General features: G+C 72.6%; 14 protein-coding genes. 10 read left to right on the forward strand and 4 right to left on the reverse strand.

The genetic code is table 11. The features are described 5' to 3' along the window. Positions 1-88: 88 nt before the first annotated feature. Positions 89-1,510, forward strand: coding sequence for an extracellular solute-binding protein (locus tag H0487_RS17285; RefSeq protein WP_183095473.1), 1,422 nt, complete (start codon positions 89-91; stop codon positions 1,508-1,510). Between the two features lie 4 nt (positions 1,511-1,514). Here the strand turns inward: H0487_RS17285 and H0487_RS17290 are convergent, their stop codons facing one another. Beyond that, positions 1,515-2,801 carry an HRDC domain-containing protein gene (locus H0487_RS17290; RefSeq protein WP_183095474.1) on the reverse strand — a complete coding sequence of 429 codons (1,287 nt, stop codon included), beginning with the start codon at positions 2,799-2,801 and terminating at the stop codon, positions 1,515-1,517. Further along, a complete protein-coding gene (locus tag H0487_RS17295; protein WP_183095475.1) occupies positions 2,801-3,415 on the reverse strand; it encodes a DUF3000 domain-containing protein in 615 nt (204 codons plus the stop codon). Before H0487_RS17295 ends, H0487_RS17290 begins: the two co-directional genes overlap by 1 nt. A gap of 106 nt (positions 3,416-3,521) precedes the next feature. Here H0487_RS17295 and hemE point away from each other — a divergent pair, with 106 nt between their 5' ends. Beyond that, positions 3,522-4,574: a uroporphyrinogen decarboxylase gene (gene hemE, locus H0487_RS17300; RefSeq protein ID WP_183095476.1), complete on the forward strand. Its 1,053-nt coding sequence runs from the start codon at positions 3,522-3,524 to the stop codon at positions 4,572-4,574. Here hemE and H0487_RS17305 read toward each other — a convergent pair. Next, positions 4,559-5,386 carry an NYN domain-containing protein gene (locus H0487_RS17305; RefSeq protein ID WP_183095477.1) on the reverse strand — a complete coding sequence of 276 codons (828 nt, stop codon included), beginning with the start codon at positions 5,384-5,386 and terminating at the stop codon, positions 4,559-4,561. The genes hemE and H0487_RS17305 overlap by 16 nt on opposite strands. Before the next feature lie 40 nt (positions 5,387-5,426). Between H0487_RS17305 and H0487_RS17310 the strand changes: the two genes are divergently transcribed. The 8 genes from H0487_RS17310 to H0487_RS17345 all read left to right on the forward strand — a co-directional run bounded on the left by H0487_RS17310 (position 5,427) and on the right by H0487_RS17345 (position 15,883). Continuing rightward, entirely contained in the window at positions 5,427-6,806 is a 1,380-nt protein-coding gene (locus tag H0487_RS17310) for a protoporphyrinogen/coproporphyrinogen oxidase (protein ID WP_312856001.1), read from the forward strand. A 43-nt stretch (positions 6,807-6,849) separates the two neighbouring features. Beyond that, a complete protein-coding gene (gene hemQ, locus H0487_RS17315) occupies positions 6,850-7,584 on the forward strand; it encodes a hydrogen peroxide-dependent heme synthase (RefSeq protein WP_183095479.1) in 735 nt (244 codons plus the stop codon). A gap of 73 nt (positions 7,585-7,657) precedes the next feature. Further along, a complete protein-coding gene (locus H0487_RS17320; protein ID WP_183095480.1) occupies positions 7,658-8,116 on the forward strand; it encodes a cysteine dioxygenase in 459 nt (152 codons plus the stop codon). Further along, complete coding sequence (locus H0487_RS17325) at positions 8,113-8,532, forward strand: rhodanese-like domain-containing protein (RefSeq protein WP_312856002.1); 420 nt, start codon at positions 8,113-8,115, stop codon at positions 8,530-8,532. Before H0487_RS17320 ends, H0487_RS17325 begins: the two co-directional genes overlap by 4 nt. A gap of 22 nt (positions 8,533-8,554) precedes the next feature. Beyond that, the gene (msrB, locus tag H0487_RS17330; protein WP_183095482.1) at positions 8,555-8,959 is read left to right on the forward strand and encodes a peptide-methionine (R)-S-oxide reductase MsrB; all 405 of its coding nucleotides are present in this window, start codon (positions 8,555-8,557) and stop codon (positions 8,957-8,959) included. 82 nt (positions 8,960-9,041) lie between these two features. Beyond that, positions 9,042-12,407: a transglutaminase family protein gene (locus H0487_RS17335; protein ID WP_183095483.1), complete on the forward strand. Its 3,366-nt coding sequence runs from the start codon at positions 9,042-9,044 to the stop codon at positions 12,405-12,407. Between the two features lie 9 nt (positions 12,408-12,416). Beyond that, entirely contained in the window at positions 12,417-14,969 is a 2,553-nt protein-coding gene (locus tag H0487_RS17340) for a circularly permuted type 2 ATP-grasp protein (protein ID WP_183095484.1), read from the forward strand. Further along, the gene (locus tag H0487_RS17345) at positions 14,969-15,883 is read left to right on the forward strand and encodes a transglutaminase family protein (RefSeq protein WP_183095485.1); all 915 of its coding nucleotides are present in this window, start codon (positions 14,969-14,971) and stop codon (positions 15,881-15,883) included. Before H0487_RS17340 ends, H0487_RS17345 begins: the two co-directional genes overlap by 1 nt. A gap of 39 nt (positions 15,884-15,922) precedes the next feature. Here the strand turns inward: H0487_RS17345 and H0487_RS17350 are convergent. Continuing rightward, on the reverse strand, positions 15,923-16,490 hold a 568-nt coding region (locus tag H0487_RS17350; RefSeq protein ID WP_183095486.1), incomplete at its 5' end, for a transglutaminase-like domain-containing protein.

The raw sequence follows: 16,490 nt of genomic DNA on the forward strand, positions 1-16,490 counted from the left end.
CCCGTCGCACGGATGTTTCGCGTCGTCGTCAGGTGACCAGTGGGTAGGGTGGCCGCCGGTACGACCACCGGGGAGAGGGACCGCAACGATGTTCAGCCTGGCGCGCTTCGACTGGCGCACCACGATCGCGGTCGTGGTGGTCGCCGTGAGCGTCGTGGTCGCCATGGTCCTGTACGCCGGCAACGAGGGGCCGGCACGGCCGCGCGGCAACGGCCCGACCACCGCCGCACCGGGGATGGCGCGGCTGGTGTTCGCCGTCTGGGGCACCGAGGCGGAGATCGCGTCCTACAAGGACGTCGTCGCGACCTACAACGCGCAGTCCGAGGTCGTGGACGTGCACGTCGAGGCCTGGCCCAACGCGGCGTTGATGCTCACCGACATCCAGTCCGGCGAGGTCCACCCCGATCTCTACCTGCTCCCGCGCGACGACCTCGCCGAGACGCTCGAGGCGGACCGCAACCGCCCGCTGCTCGACCTGCTCGACGCGCGCGGCGTGGCGTTCGGCGACGAGTTCCCCCGCGACGTGATCTCGGCGTTCTCGGCCGAGGACGACCTCCAGTGCATGCCGTACGGATCCTCGCCCATGGTCATGTACTACAACACCGACCTCGTCGACTTCGAGCGGATGGCGGCGCGTGACCTGCCCGTCCCGCCGGAGGACCGGGAGTACTGGAACCTCGACATGTTCCGGGCGGCGGCGACGTTCGCGAGCCGGCCGCGCAAGGGCACCAAGGGCGTCTACATCGAGCCGACCCTCGACGGGCTGGCGCCGTTCGTCTACGCGGGCGGCGGCAAGCTGTTCGACGACGTCGAGGAGCCGCGGTCGCTCGCCCTGTCCGACGACGACTCGGCCGACTCGCTGCGGGCGACGCTCGAGGTGCTGCGCGACCCGACGATCACCCTGTCCAACCGGCAGGTGCGCGAGGAGTCGGCGCTCGAGTGGTTCCAGGCCGGCAAGCTCGGCATGATCGCGGGCTTCCGCGACCTCACGCCGGTGCTGCGGGAGACCGAGGGCCTCCGGTTCGACGTCATGCCGATGCCCGAGCTCGACGACGACGCCACGGTGGGCGAGCTCACCGGCGTCTGCGTCGCCGAGGGTCCGCAGGACCGGGTGGAGCAGTCGGCGGACTTCCTGGTCAACCTGCTGAGCGACGCGGCGGTGTCGACGATCGCCGCGACCGGCTCGTTCATGCCGACCAAGCTCGACGTCAGCTACTCCGACGCGTTCCTCCAGCCGGACCTCCAGCCTGCCAACGCCCGCGCGTTCGTCTCCTCGACCAGCTCGATCGTGCTGCCGCCGCTCCTCGAGGGCTGGTACGAGCTCGAGGCTGTGGTCGATCCCGATCTCGAGCGGCTCCTCACGCAGCCCTCGATCGAGGACCTCGACCTCGAGCTGGAGGCGATCGACGAGAAGTCCCGGGCCGTCCTCGACCCGGAGGACGTCCCCGACGAGACCGACGCACCCGAGGAGTCGTCCTCGCCCGACGAGGGGTCGTCGGAGGGCCCGTAGGACCTCAGGCCTTCGCCTGCTCCTCGGCGTCGAGGATGGCGCGGGTCAGGGTCGGGGCGGTGAGCCCGATCTGCCAGCTGCGGGAGCCCAGCGCGCCGAGCTGGTCGATGACGCGCTCGAGCAGCTCGACCGGGTCGCGGGTGGCCGGCGGCTCCCACATCACCCGGCGCAGGTGGTCGGGGGTGAGCAGGTTCTCGGTCGGCAGGTCGTGCTGCTCGGCGAGCGCGGCGACCGCAGCGCGGGCCAGCTCGAGCCGGCGGGCGGCGACCGGGCTCTTCTCCGCCCAGGCGCGCGGGGCGGGCGGGCCGTCGCCGCGCGGGGTGCGGCTGGGCAGGTCGGCCTCGTCCATCTCGGCGGCGGTCTTGATGGCCTCGAGCCAGAGGGGTGCGAACCGGGAGGCTCCGCGCCCGTGGAAGCCCTGGGTGGACATCAGTGCGCCTCGGCTGGTCGGCATCGCCGTGGCGGCGACGATGATCGCGGCGTCGGGGATCAGCCGGCCCGGGGTGACGTCGCGTTCGCGGGCGAGCTCGTCGCGGGCCTCCCAGAGCGCTCGGACGGCGCCGAGCGCCCGGCGGCCGCGCACCTTGTGCAGCCCGGACGTACGACGCCATGCGTCGGTGCGGACCGTCGGCTCGAAGCCGCGCAGGTTGTCGAACTCCTGGCGGGCCCAGTCGTCCTTGCCCGCCTCGACGAGCTGGTCGGCGAGGATCGTGCGGAGCTCGACGAGCACCTCGACGTCGAGGGCGGCGTACTCCAGCCAGGGCTCGGGGAGCGGGCGGGTCGACCAGTCGACCGCGGAGTGCTCCTTCTTCATCCGCCGGTCGAGCAGCGTCTCGACGAGGGTCGCGAGGCCGACGCGCGGGTAGTTGAGCAGGCGTCCGGCCAGCTCGGTGTCGAAGAGGGCGGCCGGGACGAGGCCCACCTCGGCGAGGCACGGCAGGTCCTGGGTGGCGGCGTGCAGGATCCACTCGGCGCCGCCGATCGCTTCCTGGAGGGGAGCCAGGGAGGTCAGCGGGATCGGGTCGATGAGCCCGGTGCCCGCGCCCTGGCGGCGGACCTGGATCAGGTAGGCGCGGCTCGAGTAGCGGTAGCCCGAGGCCCGCTCGGCGTCGATCGCGACCGGTCCGGTGCCCGCCGCGACCAGAGCGGCGTACGCGGCCAGCGCCTCGTCGGTCTCGATGACCGGCGGCAGGCCGTCGGCCAGCGTCAGGAGCTCGACGACCGGCTCGGCATCGGTGCCCGTCGGGCTGAGGTCTTCCTCGGGGGCGTCGGGGGCGGGCGAGTCCGCCATCAGAGGGTGGCGCCTCGCTGGCCACGCCGCGAGGGCATCACCGCGACCCCGTCGGGCACCGGCTCGAGTCCGCCGGCGGTGCACATGAGCTCTGCCCATGCCTCGACATGAGCGGCCAGGGAGGGCGCGTCGGTCGGTGTCCAGGAGGCGCGCATCTCGAGCTGGGCCGACCCGCCGTCGCCGGCCATGGTCCCGTAGCTCTCGGTCGCGACCCGGGTGACCGTGCCGGACAGGGCGGTGTGCTCGGCGCCGTGGGCCGCGAGCGCATCGGTCAGCCAGGTCCAGCCGACGTCGGTCAGCATCGGGTCGGTCGCGAGCGAGTGCTCGATCTCGGCCCGGCAGTAGACGACGCAGCGGAAGGTCCCGTCCCAGGTGTCGTTGCCGGCGGGGTCGTGGAGCACGACGATCCGGCCGGTGGCGACCTCCTCGTCGTCGACGGTGACGTCGGCCGACAGGGCGGTGGCGTAGGGGGCGATGCGCTGGGGCGCCGGCATCTCCTCGCAGAAGATCTCCGGGCGCAGGACGGCTTCGCGCATGCTGGTCACGGCAGCGGTGAACTCCGGGGGCTCGCCAGCAGCGCCGGACCCCTGGTGCGTCTCCTGACGGGCGACCATGGAGCCACCATAGGAGAATTCGGCCGGTTCGGACCTCAGCCACGCCGCCACCGCCACCCCCTCCGGATGTGCGCGAGCCGGGGTGACCTGCGACCCTGGGAGCGATATGAGCGAGCACCACCACCTCAGCGACAGCGCGTTCCTCAAGGCCGTGCGCGGCGAGCCGGTGCCGCACACCCCCGTCTGGTTCATGCGTCAGGCCGGCCGCTCGCTGCCCGAGTACCTCAAGGTGCGCGAGGGCACCGGGATGCTCGAGTCCTGCATGAACGCCGAGCTGGTCACCGAGATCACGCTCCAGCCGGTCCGCCGGTACGGCGTCGACGCGGCCATCTTCTTCTCCGACATCGTGCTGCCGCTCAAGGCCGTCGGTGTCGACCTCGACATCAAGCCCGGGGTCGGTCCGGTCGTGGCGGACCCGGTCCGCACCCTCGCCGACGTCGAGGCGATCCCGGACCTCACGCCGGACCAGGTCCCGTTCATCACCGAGGCTGTCGGGACGCTCGTCTCCGAGCTCGCCGGGATCAACGGCGGCACCCCGCTCATCGGGTTCGCGGGAGCGCCGTTCACGGTGGCGTCGTACCTCGTCGAGGGCGGGCCGTCCAAGGAGCACGCCAAGACCAAGGCGCTGATGTTCGGCGCGCCCGACGTCTGGGACGCCCTCATGCACAAGATCGCCGACATCTCCGCGGCGTTCCTCGAGGTCCAGGTCGCCGCGGGGGCCTCCGCCGTCCAGCTCTTCGACTCCTGGGCCGGCGCGCTGACGCCCGGCGACTACGCGACCTACGTGATGCCGCACTCCGCGCGGGTGCTCGAGCGGATCGGCGCGCTCGGCGTCCCGCGGATCCACTTCGGCGTCGGGACGACCAACCTGCTGACCCTGATGGGCGAGGCCGGCGCCGACGTCGTCGGCATCGACTGGCGCACCCCGCTCGCCGACGGCATCGCCCGGGTCGGGGACCGCGGTGTCCAGGGCAACCTCGACCCGACCCTGGTGTTCGCGCCGACCGACGTGATGACGGCGCGCGCCGCCGAGATCATCGAGGCGGGGCGCCAGGCCAAGGGCCACGTCTTCAACCTCGGCCACGGCGTGATCCCGTCGACCGACCCCGACCAGCTCGCCCGGCTGACCGAGTTCGTCCAGTCCTACCCGCTCGCCTGAGCCTTCTTCGTCGTCGACTTCTGGGCGGCTGACCGCTTGGTCGCCGCCTTCTTGGCGGGCGCCTTCGCGGCGGGAGCCCGGGACTTCAGGCTGACCTGCATCGCGCTCCCGCTGCCCGTCACCGTCAGGTAGGGCTGGGCCTGCAGCAGCGTGGACAGCTTCGGCGACCCGTACAGCCGCGGGTCGAACGAGGCGCTGGCCGAGCGCAGGTAGTTGCCGATGGCGCTCACCGAGACGGCGCCGTCGTCGCCGGAGGTCGCGTTGATCGCGCGGGTCAGCAGGCTCTGGAGGTTGGGCAGCGGCGCGTCGCCCTCGCCCGGGTCGCCCCCGTCGTCGCCGGCGGCACCGGGATCGCCCGCCTCGGCGGCGCGGTCGGCTCCCAGGACCTCGAGGTAGATGAACCGGTCGACGGCCGCCACCAGCGAGGCGGGGGTCTTCTTCAGGCCGAGCCCGTAGACCGTCTTGCCGGACTCCCGGAGGCGGGTGGCGAGACCGGTGAAGTCGCTGTCGCTGGAGACCAGCGCGAACCCGTCGACGTTGCCGGTGTAGAGCAGGTCCATCGCGTCGATGATCAACGCGGAGTCCGTGGAGTTCTTGCCGGTCGTGTAGGCGAACTGCTGCTTCGGCACGATCGCGTGCTGGTTGAGGGCGGTCTTCCAGCCGCCGAGCTGCGGGGTGGTCCAGTCGCCGTACGCCCGCTTCACCGTGGCGACGCCGTAGGTCGCCAGCTCGTCGAACAGCGCCGCGGCGTGCTTCGGTGAGGTGTTGTCGGCGTCGATCAGGACCGCGAGGCGCGCGTTCGGGGTGGACATGGGGTCATCATGTCCTGCTCCCGTCTGGGACGCTGGACCCGTGCGGTACGTCGTCGTCGGTGCGGGGATCAGCGGGCTGACCGCTGCCCACGACCTGGCTGGGGCCGGCCATCAGGTGCTCCTCCTCGAAGCGACCGACGAGCTCGGCGGCAAGCTGCGCCGCGGCGAGGTCGCGGGGCTCACCGTGGACGTCGGCGCGGAGGCGATGGTCAACCGGCGGCCCGAGGGCGTGGCCCTCGCCCAGGCCCTCGACCTGCCGGCGACCCACCCGACGGCCGCCACCTCGCGGATCTGGACCCGCGGCGCGCTCCGGCCGCTGCCGCGGACGTTCATGGGGGTGCCGCTCGACCTGGACGGACTCGAGCAGTCCGGGATCCTGTCGGCCGAGGGGATGACGCGGGCTCGCCACCAGTTCGGGGCACCTGTCGAGGGAGATGTGTCCGTGGGCGACCTGGTCGCCCAGCGGTACGGCGACGAGGTCGTCGACCGGCTGGTCGAGCCGCTGCTGGGCGGGGTGTACGCCGGCCACGCCCGGGGCATCTCGGTGCGTGCCGCTGTCCCGCAGCTCGTCGAGATGCTCAGCCGCGCGGAGGTCGTCGCCCCGGTCGGTCCGGCGACGGCCGCGGCACCGGTGTTCGCCGGGATCCCCGGCGGGATGTGGCAGCTCCCCGACGCGCTGGCCGGCGCGCTCACGGCGACGGAGCGGGTCGACATCCGTCGCGACGCGGTCGTGCGCGCGGTGAACCGGACGCCGGAGGGCTTCGCCGTCACGGTGGACCAGCTCGGGATCGCCGGCGTCGAGACCGCCGACGGGGTGGTGCTCGCGACCCCCGCCGCACCGACCGCCCGGCTCCTCGCCGACGTCGTCCCCGCGGCGGCGGCGGAGCTCGCGGCGATCGACTACGCGTCGTCGGCGCTGGTGACGTTCGCGTTCCGTGCCAGCCCCGACGTGACGGCCGCCCTCGACGTCGGCGCATCCGGCTTCCTGGTGCCGCCTGTCGACGGGCACGCGGTCAAGGCCGCCACGTTCTCCTTCGCGAAGTGGGACTGGGTGCGCGCGGCCGGCGCCGCCGGGGACGGGGAGGACCTGCTGGTCCTGCGCACGTCCCTCGGCCGCCACGGCGAGGAGCAGACCCTCCAGGTCCCCGACGACGAGCTGGTCCGGGCCTCCCTCGCTGACCTCGGCGAGGCCACCGGTCTCACTGCGGCTCCGGTCGACGCGGTCGTCCAGCGCTGGGGCGGCGGGCTGCCGCAGTACGCGGTCGGTCACCTCGACCGCGTCGCCAGGATCCGGTCCGCAGTCGCCACGGTCCCCGGCCTCGCGGTCTGCGGGGCGGCGTACGACGGCGTCGGCATCGCCGCGTGCATCGCCTCTGCCCACCGCGCCGCGCTCGAGGTGCAGTCGTCCGACCCAGAGTGACCCAGGGATCACTCTCACTCGGACGACCCTTCACAATGGAGGCATGAGCGACCCGCAGGCGGACATCAAGTCCAACGCCGCCAAGATCAACGAGCTCAACGACACGATCCGCTTCACGATGTGGTCGGTGTTCAAGCTCGAGCGCCCGATCGGTGACGACGACGTCGTCCGCAAGGGCGAGGCCGCCGAGGTGGAGGCGCTGCTCGCCGAGCTGGCCGGCCCGTCGGGCAACGACGTCGTGGTCCGCGGGCTGTACGACGTCGCCGGGCTCCGCGCCGACGCCGACCTCATGATCTGGTGGCACGCCGCGACCAGCGACGAGCTCCAGGTGGCCTACCACCGGCTGCGTCGTACGGCGTTCGGCACCCGCCTGGCGCCGGTGTGGTCCCAGATGGCGCTGCACCGACCCGCTGAGTTCAACCGGAGCCACCTGCCGGCGTTCCTCGCCGAGGAGCAGGCCCACGCCTACGTCGCGGTCTATCCGTTCGTCCGCTCCTACGAGTGGTACCTGCTGGAGGAGACCGAGCGGCGCAGGCTGCTCGCCGAGCACGGCCAGATGGGTCGCGACTACCCGGACGTCCGCGCCAACACCGTGCAGTCGTTCGCGCTCGGTGACTACGAGTGGATCCTCGCGTTCGAGGCCGACGACCTGACCCGGATCGTCGACCTGATGCGCCACCTGCGTGGCTCGGAGACCCGCCGCCACGTGCGCGAGGAGGTGCCGTTCTACACCGGCGCCCGGGTCGAGGTCGCCGAGCTGGTGGGCCGCCTGCCCTGATCCGGGGACATACCGTGCTCGGCTTTCCGGTCATTGTTTGGAAAGTCTAGTGACTTAGTGCAGTATTAATCGCATGTCCGGTCGATCTGCACTCGCTGCCCTGCCCCTGCTCGAGGTCGTGCGTGGTCACGCCGCCGACCCTGCCCTGCTGCAGCTGCTCGACCCGTGCCCCGAGGAGCGGTCGTGGATCCGCCTGGTCGCGACCGAGGACCACGAGCTGTGGCTCATCTCCTGGCCGGCGGGCGCGGCGACCGACTGGCACGACCACGGGTCCTCGTCGGGTGCCTTCACGGTGCTGCGCGGGACGCTGACCGAGCACACCTTCGACGGCGGGCTCCAGCTCGTCGACCACGGCGTCGGGGGTGGCAAGGCCTTCGCCGCCGGCTACGCCCACGACGTCCGCAACCACGGCGAGGAACCGGCGCTCTCGCTCCACGCCTACTCGCCGCGGCTCACCACCATGACCCGCTTCAAGTTCCACGGCGACCGGCTCGAAGTCCTCGGCGTCGAGCGCGCGGGGGAGGAGTGGTGAGTACCGTCAAGGGCGTGCGGTTCGACGGCGTGGACGCCCTGCTGGCCGACGCGCGCTCGCGTCTTCGACGGATCGCGCCGCGGGAGGCCTACGAGGAGATCGTCTCCTGGGGTGCCGTGCTCGTGGACATCCGGCCGGCCGCGCAGCGCGCCGAGGAGGGTGCCGTGCACCCGAGCCTCCCCGTGCTCGTGGTCGAGCGCAACGTCCTCGAGTGGCGCTTCGACCCGCGCAGCGACGCCCGGATCCCCGGGGCGTCGTTCGACCGCCGGGTGATCGTGCTCTGCCAGGAGGGCTACACGTCCTCGCTGGCCGCGGACGCGCTCCAGAGCATCGGCATCCACCGCGCCACCGATGTCATCGGCGGGTTCGCAGCCTGGCGTTCGGCCGGATTGCCTGTGACAGGTGTCGAAGCCTGACAGCGTGGGTAGCCTCGGAGCCATGACCTACAACGTGGAGAAGACCGACGAGGAGTGGAAGGCCGAGCTCACTCCTGAGGAGTACGCCGTGCTCCGCAAGGCCGGCACCGAGCGCGCCTTCAAGGGCGAGTACACCGACACCGAGACCAAGGGCGTCTACCGGTGCAAGGCCTGTCAGTCCAAGCTCTTCGAGTCCGACACGAAGTTCCACTCCGGCTGTGGGTGGCCGAGCTTCTACCAGCCGATCAGCGACACGATCGAGTACATCGAGGACAACTCGATGGGGATGAAGCGCACCGAGGTCCGGTGCTCCAACTGCGGATCCCACCTCGGCCACGTGTTCCCCGACGGCTACGGCACCCCCACGGGCGACCGCTACTGCATCAACTCGATCAGCCTGACGCTCGAGCCGGCCGACGGCTCGTGACGAGGGCCCGTCCGTCGGTCGGAGCGCCGCTCCGGCGACGACGCGAAACGTTGCCGTGACACGGGCTGGCTAGCGTCGGTCCGTGACCATCAAGGTGGCCCTCCAGCACCGGACGACGTACACCTTCGCCGAACCGGTGAAGATGTACCCGCACACGGTACGTCTGCGCCCTGCCCCGCACTGCCGGACGCCCGTCGAGGCCTACTCGTTGACGGTCGCTCCGGCGGGGCACTTCCTCAACTGGCAGCAGGACGCGTTCGGCAACCACCTGGCCCGGTTGGTGTTCCCGGAGAAGGTGGACCGCCTCGAGGTGACCGTGGACCTGGTCGCGGACCTCACCGTGATCAACCCGTTCGACTTCTTCGTCGAGGAGTATGCCGAGACCTTCCCGTTCGGGTACCCCGTCCAGCTCAGCGCCGACCTCGATCCCTACCTGCGGCCGGTCGACGAGTCGCCGGGCGCAGGCCCCGGGCCGGTTGTCCAGCAGTGGCTCAAGGCGCACGGCCTGGACCGCGACTTCGCCCCTGAGCGCATCGTCGACTTCCTGGTCCGCGTCAACCGTGCGGTGTACGACGACATCGCCTACAGCGTCCGCATGGAGCCCGGGGTCCAGACGCCGGACGAGACGCTGGACCGAGCGCTGGGGTCGTGCCGCGACAGCGCCTGGTTGCTGGTGTCCGTGCTGCGCCAGCTGGGGCTCGCCGCGCGGTTCGTCTCCGGCTACCTCGTCCAGCTGGTGCCGGACGAGGTGCCTCTCGACGGGCCCGGCGGACCGGCCGAGGACTTCACCGACCTGCACGCCTGGGCGGAGGTCTACGTCCCGGGCGCCGGCTGGATCGGGCTGGACCCGACGTCGGGTCTGTTCGCGGGCGAGGGCCACCTGCCCCTCTCGGCGACACCCCACCCCTCCAGCGCCGCTCCGATCACGGGGGCGACGGCGCCGGTCGAGGTCTCCTTCTCCTTCAGCAACAGCGTCACCCGGATCGAGGAGAGGCCGCGCGTCACCAAGCCGTACACGGACGACCAGTGGGCCGCGGTCCGCGAGCTCGGAGCCGAGGTCGACCGGCGCCTGGAGGCATGCGACGTCCGCCTGACCATGGGCGGTGAGCCGACCTTCGTCGCAGCCGGTGACACCTCGGCGCCGGAGTGGGAGACCGCCGCCGACGGGGAGGAGAAGCGAGCCAAGGCGTCGGCGCTCGCCGCCCGCCTGCGGGACCGCTGGGCACCGTCCGGCGTCGTCCACCGAGGACAGGGCAAGTGGTATCCCGGGGAGCCGCTGCCACGATGGCAGATCCAGCTGGCCTGGCGGGCCGACGGGCAGCCGCTGTGGCGCGACCCGAGCCTGCTCGCCGACCCCGTCGAGCAACCGACGCCGGGCCTCGGAGAGCGTGCCGTCGACCTCGCCCGCGCCATCGCCCAGGCGCTCGGGATGGGGCGGGAGTCGGCCCTCGCGGCGTACGAGGACCCGGTGCCGCGGCTCTGGGACGACCTGCTGCTGCCCGACGGGCCGCGTCCGGCCCGCGAGCCCGCGCCGGAAGCCGCCGACCTGGGTGACCTGGTCGACCCGGACGTCCCGGGCGACCACGCCGCGCCGGCCGCCTGGGTGGTACCGGCGTTCGAGGATCCTGACCACGAGGGCCGGTGGGCCACGACGCGGTGGCGGACCCGGCGGTCCCACCTCTACCTGACCGTTGGCACCAGCCCGGCCGGCTACCGCCTGCCTCTCGCCTCGCTGGCCTGGGAGCCCGGTCCCGGCGACGTCGAGCGGTCGACGTTCGACTCCTCCGCCCGGTCGGACCCGCCCGCGCAACCGCCGGTCGACGGGTCTGCCCGGGTGCTCCCGATCGCCGACGCACCGCGCCACGCGCTGGTCGTGGAGGAGCGCGGAGGACACCTGTTCGTCTTCCTGCCGCCCCAGACCAGCACGGCGGGTTCGGTCGCCCTGCTGCGAGCGGTCGAGCAGGCGGCCGCGGCGACGGGCGCGGCCGTGGTGCTGGAGGGGTACGGGATGCCCTTCGACCCCGGCGTCCGCACGCTCAGCGTCACCCCCGACCCCGGGGTGATCGAGGTGAACGTGCAGCCCACCGCCGGCTTCGAGGAGCTCATCGAGCTCACCACGACCCTGTACGACGATGCGCGCGCGGTCGGGCTCGTCTCGGAGAAGTTCGACCTCGACGGCACCCACACCGGCACGGGCGGCGGCAACCACTTCACCCTCGGCGGGCCGACCCCGCCCGACTCGCCGCTGCTGCGGCGCCCCGACCTGCTCGTCAGCCTGCTCCGGTTCTGGCAGCACCACCCTGCGCTGTCCTACGTCTTCTCCGGCCGCTTCATCGGGCCGACCTCGCAGGCCCCGCGGGTCGACGAGGGGCGCGCTGAGACGCTCTACGAGCTCGAGATCGCCTTCGCCGAGCTCGAACGGCTCGCCGGGCCCGATCGTGAGGGGACCGAGCGGGAGGTGGTGCCCGCCTGGCAGGTCGATCGGGCGCTGCGGCACCTGCTCACCGACGTCACCGGCAACACGCACCGCTCCGAGTTCTGCATCGACAAGCTCTACAGCCCCGACGGCGAGAGGGGCCGGTTGGGCCTGCTGGAGCTGCGTGGCTTCGAGATGCCACCGCACCCGCGGATGGGGCTGGTCCAGGCGCTGCTGATCCGCGCACTGGTCGCCGCGTTCTGGGTCGAGCCCTATCGCGGACCGTTGGTCGCGTGGGGCACGGAGCTGCACGACCGCTTCCTGCTGCCGTCCTTCGCGGCGGCCGACCTGCACTCCGTCGTCGCCGAGGTGAACCAGCGGCTCGGGTTCCCGAGCGGTGGTGGGTTCGCGACGGCCTGGCTGGACCCGTTCGTCGAATTCCGGTTCCCGCTGCTGGGCACCGCCACGGCCGGTGGTGTGGAGCTCGAGGTCAGGCAGGCGATCGAGCCGTGGCACGTGCTGGGGGAGGAGGTGTCCCTCGACGGCACCGCGCGGTACGTCGACTCGTCGGTCGAGCGGATCGAGGTCGCCGTGCGGGGTCTCCAGCGCGGTCGGCACGTCGTCACGTGCAACGGCATCCCGGTACCGCTCGCGCCGACCGACCGTCCCGGGGTGGTCGCCGGCGGGGTCCGCTACCGCGCGTGGGCGCCGTACTCGGCTCTGCACCCGACGATCGGGGTGCACTCGCCGCTCGTGCTGGACGTGGTCGACGTGGCGAACCGGCGCAGTCTCGGCGGCGCGACGTACCACGTCGTCCACCCGGGCGGACGCAGCTACGACACCTATCCGGTCAACGCGATGGAGGCCGAGGCGCGCCGGTCCAACCGGTTCCGTGCCGAGGGGCACACGCCCGGTCCGGTCGATCCGGAGGCCTGGCCGGTCGTCGATCCGGTGGACCGGCTCCGGGGGGCGACCAGCGCAGAGCAGCCCTGCACCCTGGACCTGCGCAGGTACAGCCCCGGCAATCGTTAGGGTTCGGCCATGACCGCCACTCCGGACGACGCGATCGCCGCGTCGCCGCTGGAGGACTACCGCCACCGGGTCACCACGCGGCCCGGCGGGCGGGACGGGGCAGAGGTCCCCGACGAGGTGTTCCGCGCCGGAGGCGCGTCGCAGGACCTCGTCGCAGCGGCCGTCGGTGCCCTCGGCATGTCGGGACTGCTCACGGCGCGGGCCGAAGCGCGCCGACTCATCGACGCCGACGGGATCCGGTACGGCGCGGCGGAGGACGGTGGCCAGGCGCGGGACTGGATCGTCGATCCGCTGCCGGTCGTCCTCGGGAGCGCCGAGTGGCTGTCCCTGGAGCGGTCGCTCGAGCAGCGCGCCCTGGTGCTCGATGCCGTCCTCGGTGACCTCTACGGAGCGCGCACGCTGCTGCGACGAGGGGTGGTCCCACCTGAGGTCGTGCTCGGCCATCCGGGGTTCCTGCGTCAGGCCGACGGGATCAGGCTGCCGGGTCGGCGGCAGCTGGTGCTCACCGGGACCGACCTCGGGCGGGACTCCGACGGCAACTGGGTCGCGTTCGGCGACCGGCTCGGGGCGCCGTCGGGCGCCGGGTACGCGATGGCGACCCGCCGGATCACCAGCCGGTTGCTTCCCGGGCTGCACCGGAGCACACGGCTCGCCCGGATGCGTCCGTTCTTCCACACGATGACCCATGCGCTGCGCGAGGCAGCGCCCGTCGGGGTGCACAACCCGCAGGTCGTGCTGCTGTCGCCTGGCTCGGGCAGCGAGACCGCCTACGACCAGAGCTTCCTGGCAACCCTGCTGGGCTTTCCCCTGGTGGAGGCCGAGGACCTGGTGGTCCGCGAAGGCCGGGTCTGGATCCGGTCGACCAACCGGTCGGACGCGGTCGACGTCGTGCTGCGCCGGGTCGATGCCGACTTCGCCGACCCGCTCGAGCTGCGCCCCGACTCGCGGCTCGGCCTGCCCGGCCTGCTCGAAGCGAGTCGCCGCGGCACCGTGGCCGTGGCGAACCCGCTCGGCGCCGGCGTCCTGGAGAACCCCGGGGTGGCCCACTTCCTCCCGGCCGTCAGCCGGGCGCTGTTCGGGGAGGAGCCGGCGCTGCCAGGGGCCTCCAGCTACTGGTGCGGGGACCCGGCCGAGCGCAGCCACGTCCTGGCCCACCTGCAGGAGCTCGTCATCAAGCCGATCGCGCGGGGCCGGTCGATCTCGGCGCGGCCCGGGTGGGAGCTCACCGCCGAGGAGCGAGAGCTGACCCGGCGCCGGATCGAGGCCGAGCCGTGGGCGTGGGTGGCGCAGGAACCGCTGACGATGTCGACGGTCCCCGTCGTGACGCCGCACGGTCTGGAGTCGCGTCGGTTCGTGCTCCGCACGTTCGGGGTCGCGCGCGGCGAGGGTTACCACTTCCTCCCGGGCGGTCTCGGGCGGGTCGCGCCGGACGAGGCGTCGTACCTGATCGCCAACGCGGCGGGTGCCCTTGCCAAGGACGTGTGGGTGCTGGCATCCGACGAGACCGGCACCTCGTGGTCGGACGACCGCCTGCTCGACCTCCGACCACCGCTCGCCTCCGAGGACGCGGCCGCGCTCGCCCCGCGCGCCGCCTCGGCCCTCTACTGGGTCGGTCGTTATGCCGAGCGGGCAGAGGCGACCGCCCGGGTGATCCGGGTGGTCGACGACCTCGTCGAGGACCACGCAAGCTGGCCGGGCACGCCCGGAGCGGCAGCGGTCCAGGTCATGGTCGACGGTCTCCTCGCGATGACCTCCACGACAGGCAGGAGCGGCGCCGAGCCGCCCGACCAGGTCCTGCGCCGACTGGTCGGCGACCAGCGCCGGCCGGGATCGGTCGCGTTCGCGGTGGCCGGCCTGGTCCGCGGCGCCCAGGACGTCCGGGACCACCTGTCCTACGACATCTGGCACGTCCTGAACCGGATCGAGCGGGCCCTCGACGACGAGCCCGCGGAGGACCGCCCGCTGCAGCCGCAGCTGTACCGGGTGCTGGAGTCGATGCTCGCCGTCCACGGGGTGATCGCCGAGAACATGGTCCGCGACGAGAGCTGGGGCTACCTCGACGGCGGGCTCCGGCTGGAGCGGGCACTCCTCACGACCGCACTGGTCCGCGCGGCGGTGGCCCAGGAGCGCCCTCCGATCATCGACGGCCAGGTCACCGAGGCAGCCCTGGAGGCCTGCGACTCGATCATCACCCATCGTCGCCGGGTGGCTACCGGCGAGGGCCCCGCGTGGCCGGTGCACTCCGCGGTCGAGCTGTTGCTGCGTGACCCGGCCAACCCGCGGTCGGTGGCCTTCTCGGTGGAGCGGCTCGTCGAGCGGTTCCAGCTGATCGGTGCCCCGGTCCTGGCAGCGGAGGGTGCTGAGCTGCTCGCGCTGTTCCGCGACATGGACGTCGACCGGCTCTGTGCGGACGACCGGTCCGGCCTGCTCGCGGCCTGCGACCAGGTCACGCAGTCGCTGCGCGGGATGTCGGACCGCCTGACGGCGTCGCACTTCCGCCGGAAGCCCACCCAGCAGGTCGTGCCCGCCGACTGGGCCGTCGCACGGATCGGTGACACCTGATGCAGACCGACGACGACTTCGGGCCGCGGCGGTACCAGGTGCGCCACCGCACGACCTACACCTACTCCGACGACGTGACGGGGTGCTACGAGCGCGGCTTCCTCGCGCCGCGGGCGACCCCGGCCCAACGGGTGGTCAGCAACGACGTGCGGATCGTCCCGGAGCCGGACCTGGTCGCGACCCATGTCGACCACTTCGGGAACAGGAGCTACTACGTCGAGGTCCGGACCGACCACCGGGTGCTGGAGGTCGAGAAGACCAGCATCATCGAGGTGGATCGGCCGCGGCCCGACCTCGACGCGCTGGACCGGTGGACCGTGGCGGACGCCGCGGAGTGGGCCCGGGTCGCCGCGGACCCGGTGCTGCGCGTCGACCACCTGCTGCCGACGACGCTGGTCTCGCACGACGACGAGGTCCGGTCGTACGCCGCGGCGATCCTGCCGCCGGACCGGCCGTTGGGTCAGGCCCTGCGTGGGCTGGTCGGCACCCTCCACCGGGACTTCACCTACCGGTCCGGGGCGACGACGGTGCGCACCACCCTGCCCGAGCTGCTGAGCCAGCGGGCGGGTGTCTGCCAGGACTTCGCTCATCTTGCCCTGGGGTGCCTGCGCTCGGTCGGGCTGCCCGCCCGTTATGTCTCGGGCTACCTGGAGACGACGCCACCCCCCGGGGCCGAGCGGCTGGAGGGCGCGGATGCCTCCCATGCCTGGGCATCGGTGCTGGTCCCGGGTCCCGCCGCCGGCACCTGGGTCGACCTCGACCCGACCAACGACCAGGTCGCCGACTCCCGCTACCTGGTCACGGCCTGGGGAAGGGACTTCCGTGACGTGTCGCCCCTCAAGGGGGTCGTGTTCACCGAGGCAGCCACCTCGACCCTGGAGGTCGGAGTGGACGTCGTCCGGCTGGACGCCTGAGCCGGGTGCCGCCCGGGGCGGACCCGGCCGAGGTGCCGGTCAGCCCAGCTGCACCAGACGCATGCCGTCGTCCTCGGGGAGAGCATCCTCTGCCCAGGCCTCGACGGTGAGCTCGCGAAGATCGGCCCGGCCTCCCTGGACGGTGAGGAACGCGGTGTCGGCCGCATCGCGGCCGGTGGCGATCCGGACCAGCGAGGGTCGAGGGGCGAGCCCGGTGCCGTCGGCCACGTGCCACCCGCCCTCGACGAACACCTCGACCACGGCATGGAAGTCCATCGGCGTCAGCCCCGGCGCGTAGCAGGAGACCAGGCGCGCGGGGAGGTTCAGGGCTCGGAAGAAGGCGACGAGCAGGTGCGCGCTGTCCCGACAGACCCCGCGCCGGCGCAGGTAGACGTCCAGTGCACCGTCGGACGGCCCGGTCGAGCCGGGTGCGTAGGTGATGTGGTCGAGGGCCCACTGGGTGCCGGCACGGACCAGGTCGGCGCCGGTCAGCCCGGCGAACAGTCCTGCCGCCACCTCTCCGAGGACGTCGGACCCGCAGTAGCGGCTCGGGCGCAGGGCCTCGATCCTGTCGTACGCGGTCACCTCGGGCGGCGGCGCTGCGCCG

It is taken from the genome of Nocardioides stalactiti (assembly GCF_014180715.1).
Classification (GTDB): domain Bacteria; phylum Actinomycetota; class Actinomycetes; order Propionibacteriales; family Nocardioidaceae; genus Nocardioides; species Nocardioides stalactiti.

Coding starts and splice junctions, on each gene's coding strand:
- H0487_RS17285 (WP_183095473.1), top strand. CDS start 89: ATGTTCAGCCTGGCGCGCTTCGACTGGCGCACCACGATCGCGGTCGTG.
- H0487_RS17290 (WP_183095474.1), bottom strand. CDS start 2,801: ATGGCGGACTCGCCCGCCCCCGACGCCCCCGAGGAAGACCTCAGCCCG.
- H0487_RS17295 (WP_183095475.1), bottom strand. CDS start 3,415: ATGGTCGCCCGTCAGGAGACGCACCAGGGGTCCGGCGCTGCTGGCGAG.
- hemE (WP_183095476.1), top strand. CDS start 3,522: ATGAGCGAGCACCACCACCTCAGCGACAGCGCGTTCCTCAAGGCCGTG.
- H0487_RS17305 (WP_183095477.1), bottom strand. CDS start 5,386: ATGTCCACCCCGAACGCGCGCCTCGCGGTCCTGATCGACGCCGACAAC.
- hemQ (WP_183095479.1), top strand. CDS start 6,850: ATGAGCGACCCGCAGGCGGACATCAAGTCCAACGCCGCCAAGATCAAC.
- H0487_RS17320 (WP_183095480.1), top strand. CDS start 7,658: ATGTCCGGTCGATCTGCACTCGCTGCCCTGCCCCTGCTCGAGGTCGTG.
- msrB (WP_183095482.1), top strand. CDS start 8,555: ATGACCTACAACGTGGAGAAGACCGACGAGGAGTGGAAGGCCGAGCTC.
- H0487_RS17340 (WP_183095484.1), top strand. CDS start 12,417: ATGACCGCCACTCCGGACGACGCGATCGCCGCGTCGCCGCTGGAGGAC.
- H0487_RS17345 (WP_183095485.1), top strand. CDS start 14,969: ATGCAGACCGACGACGACTTCGGGCCGCGGCGGTACCAGGTGCGCCAC.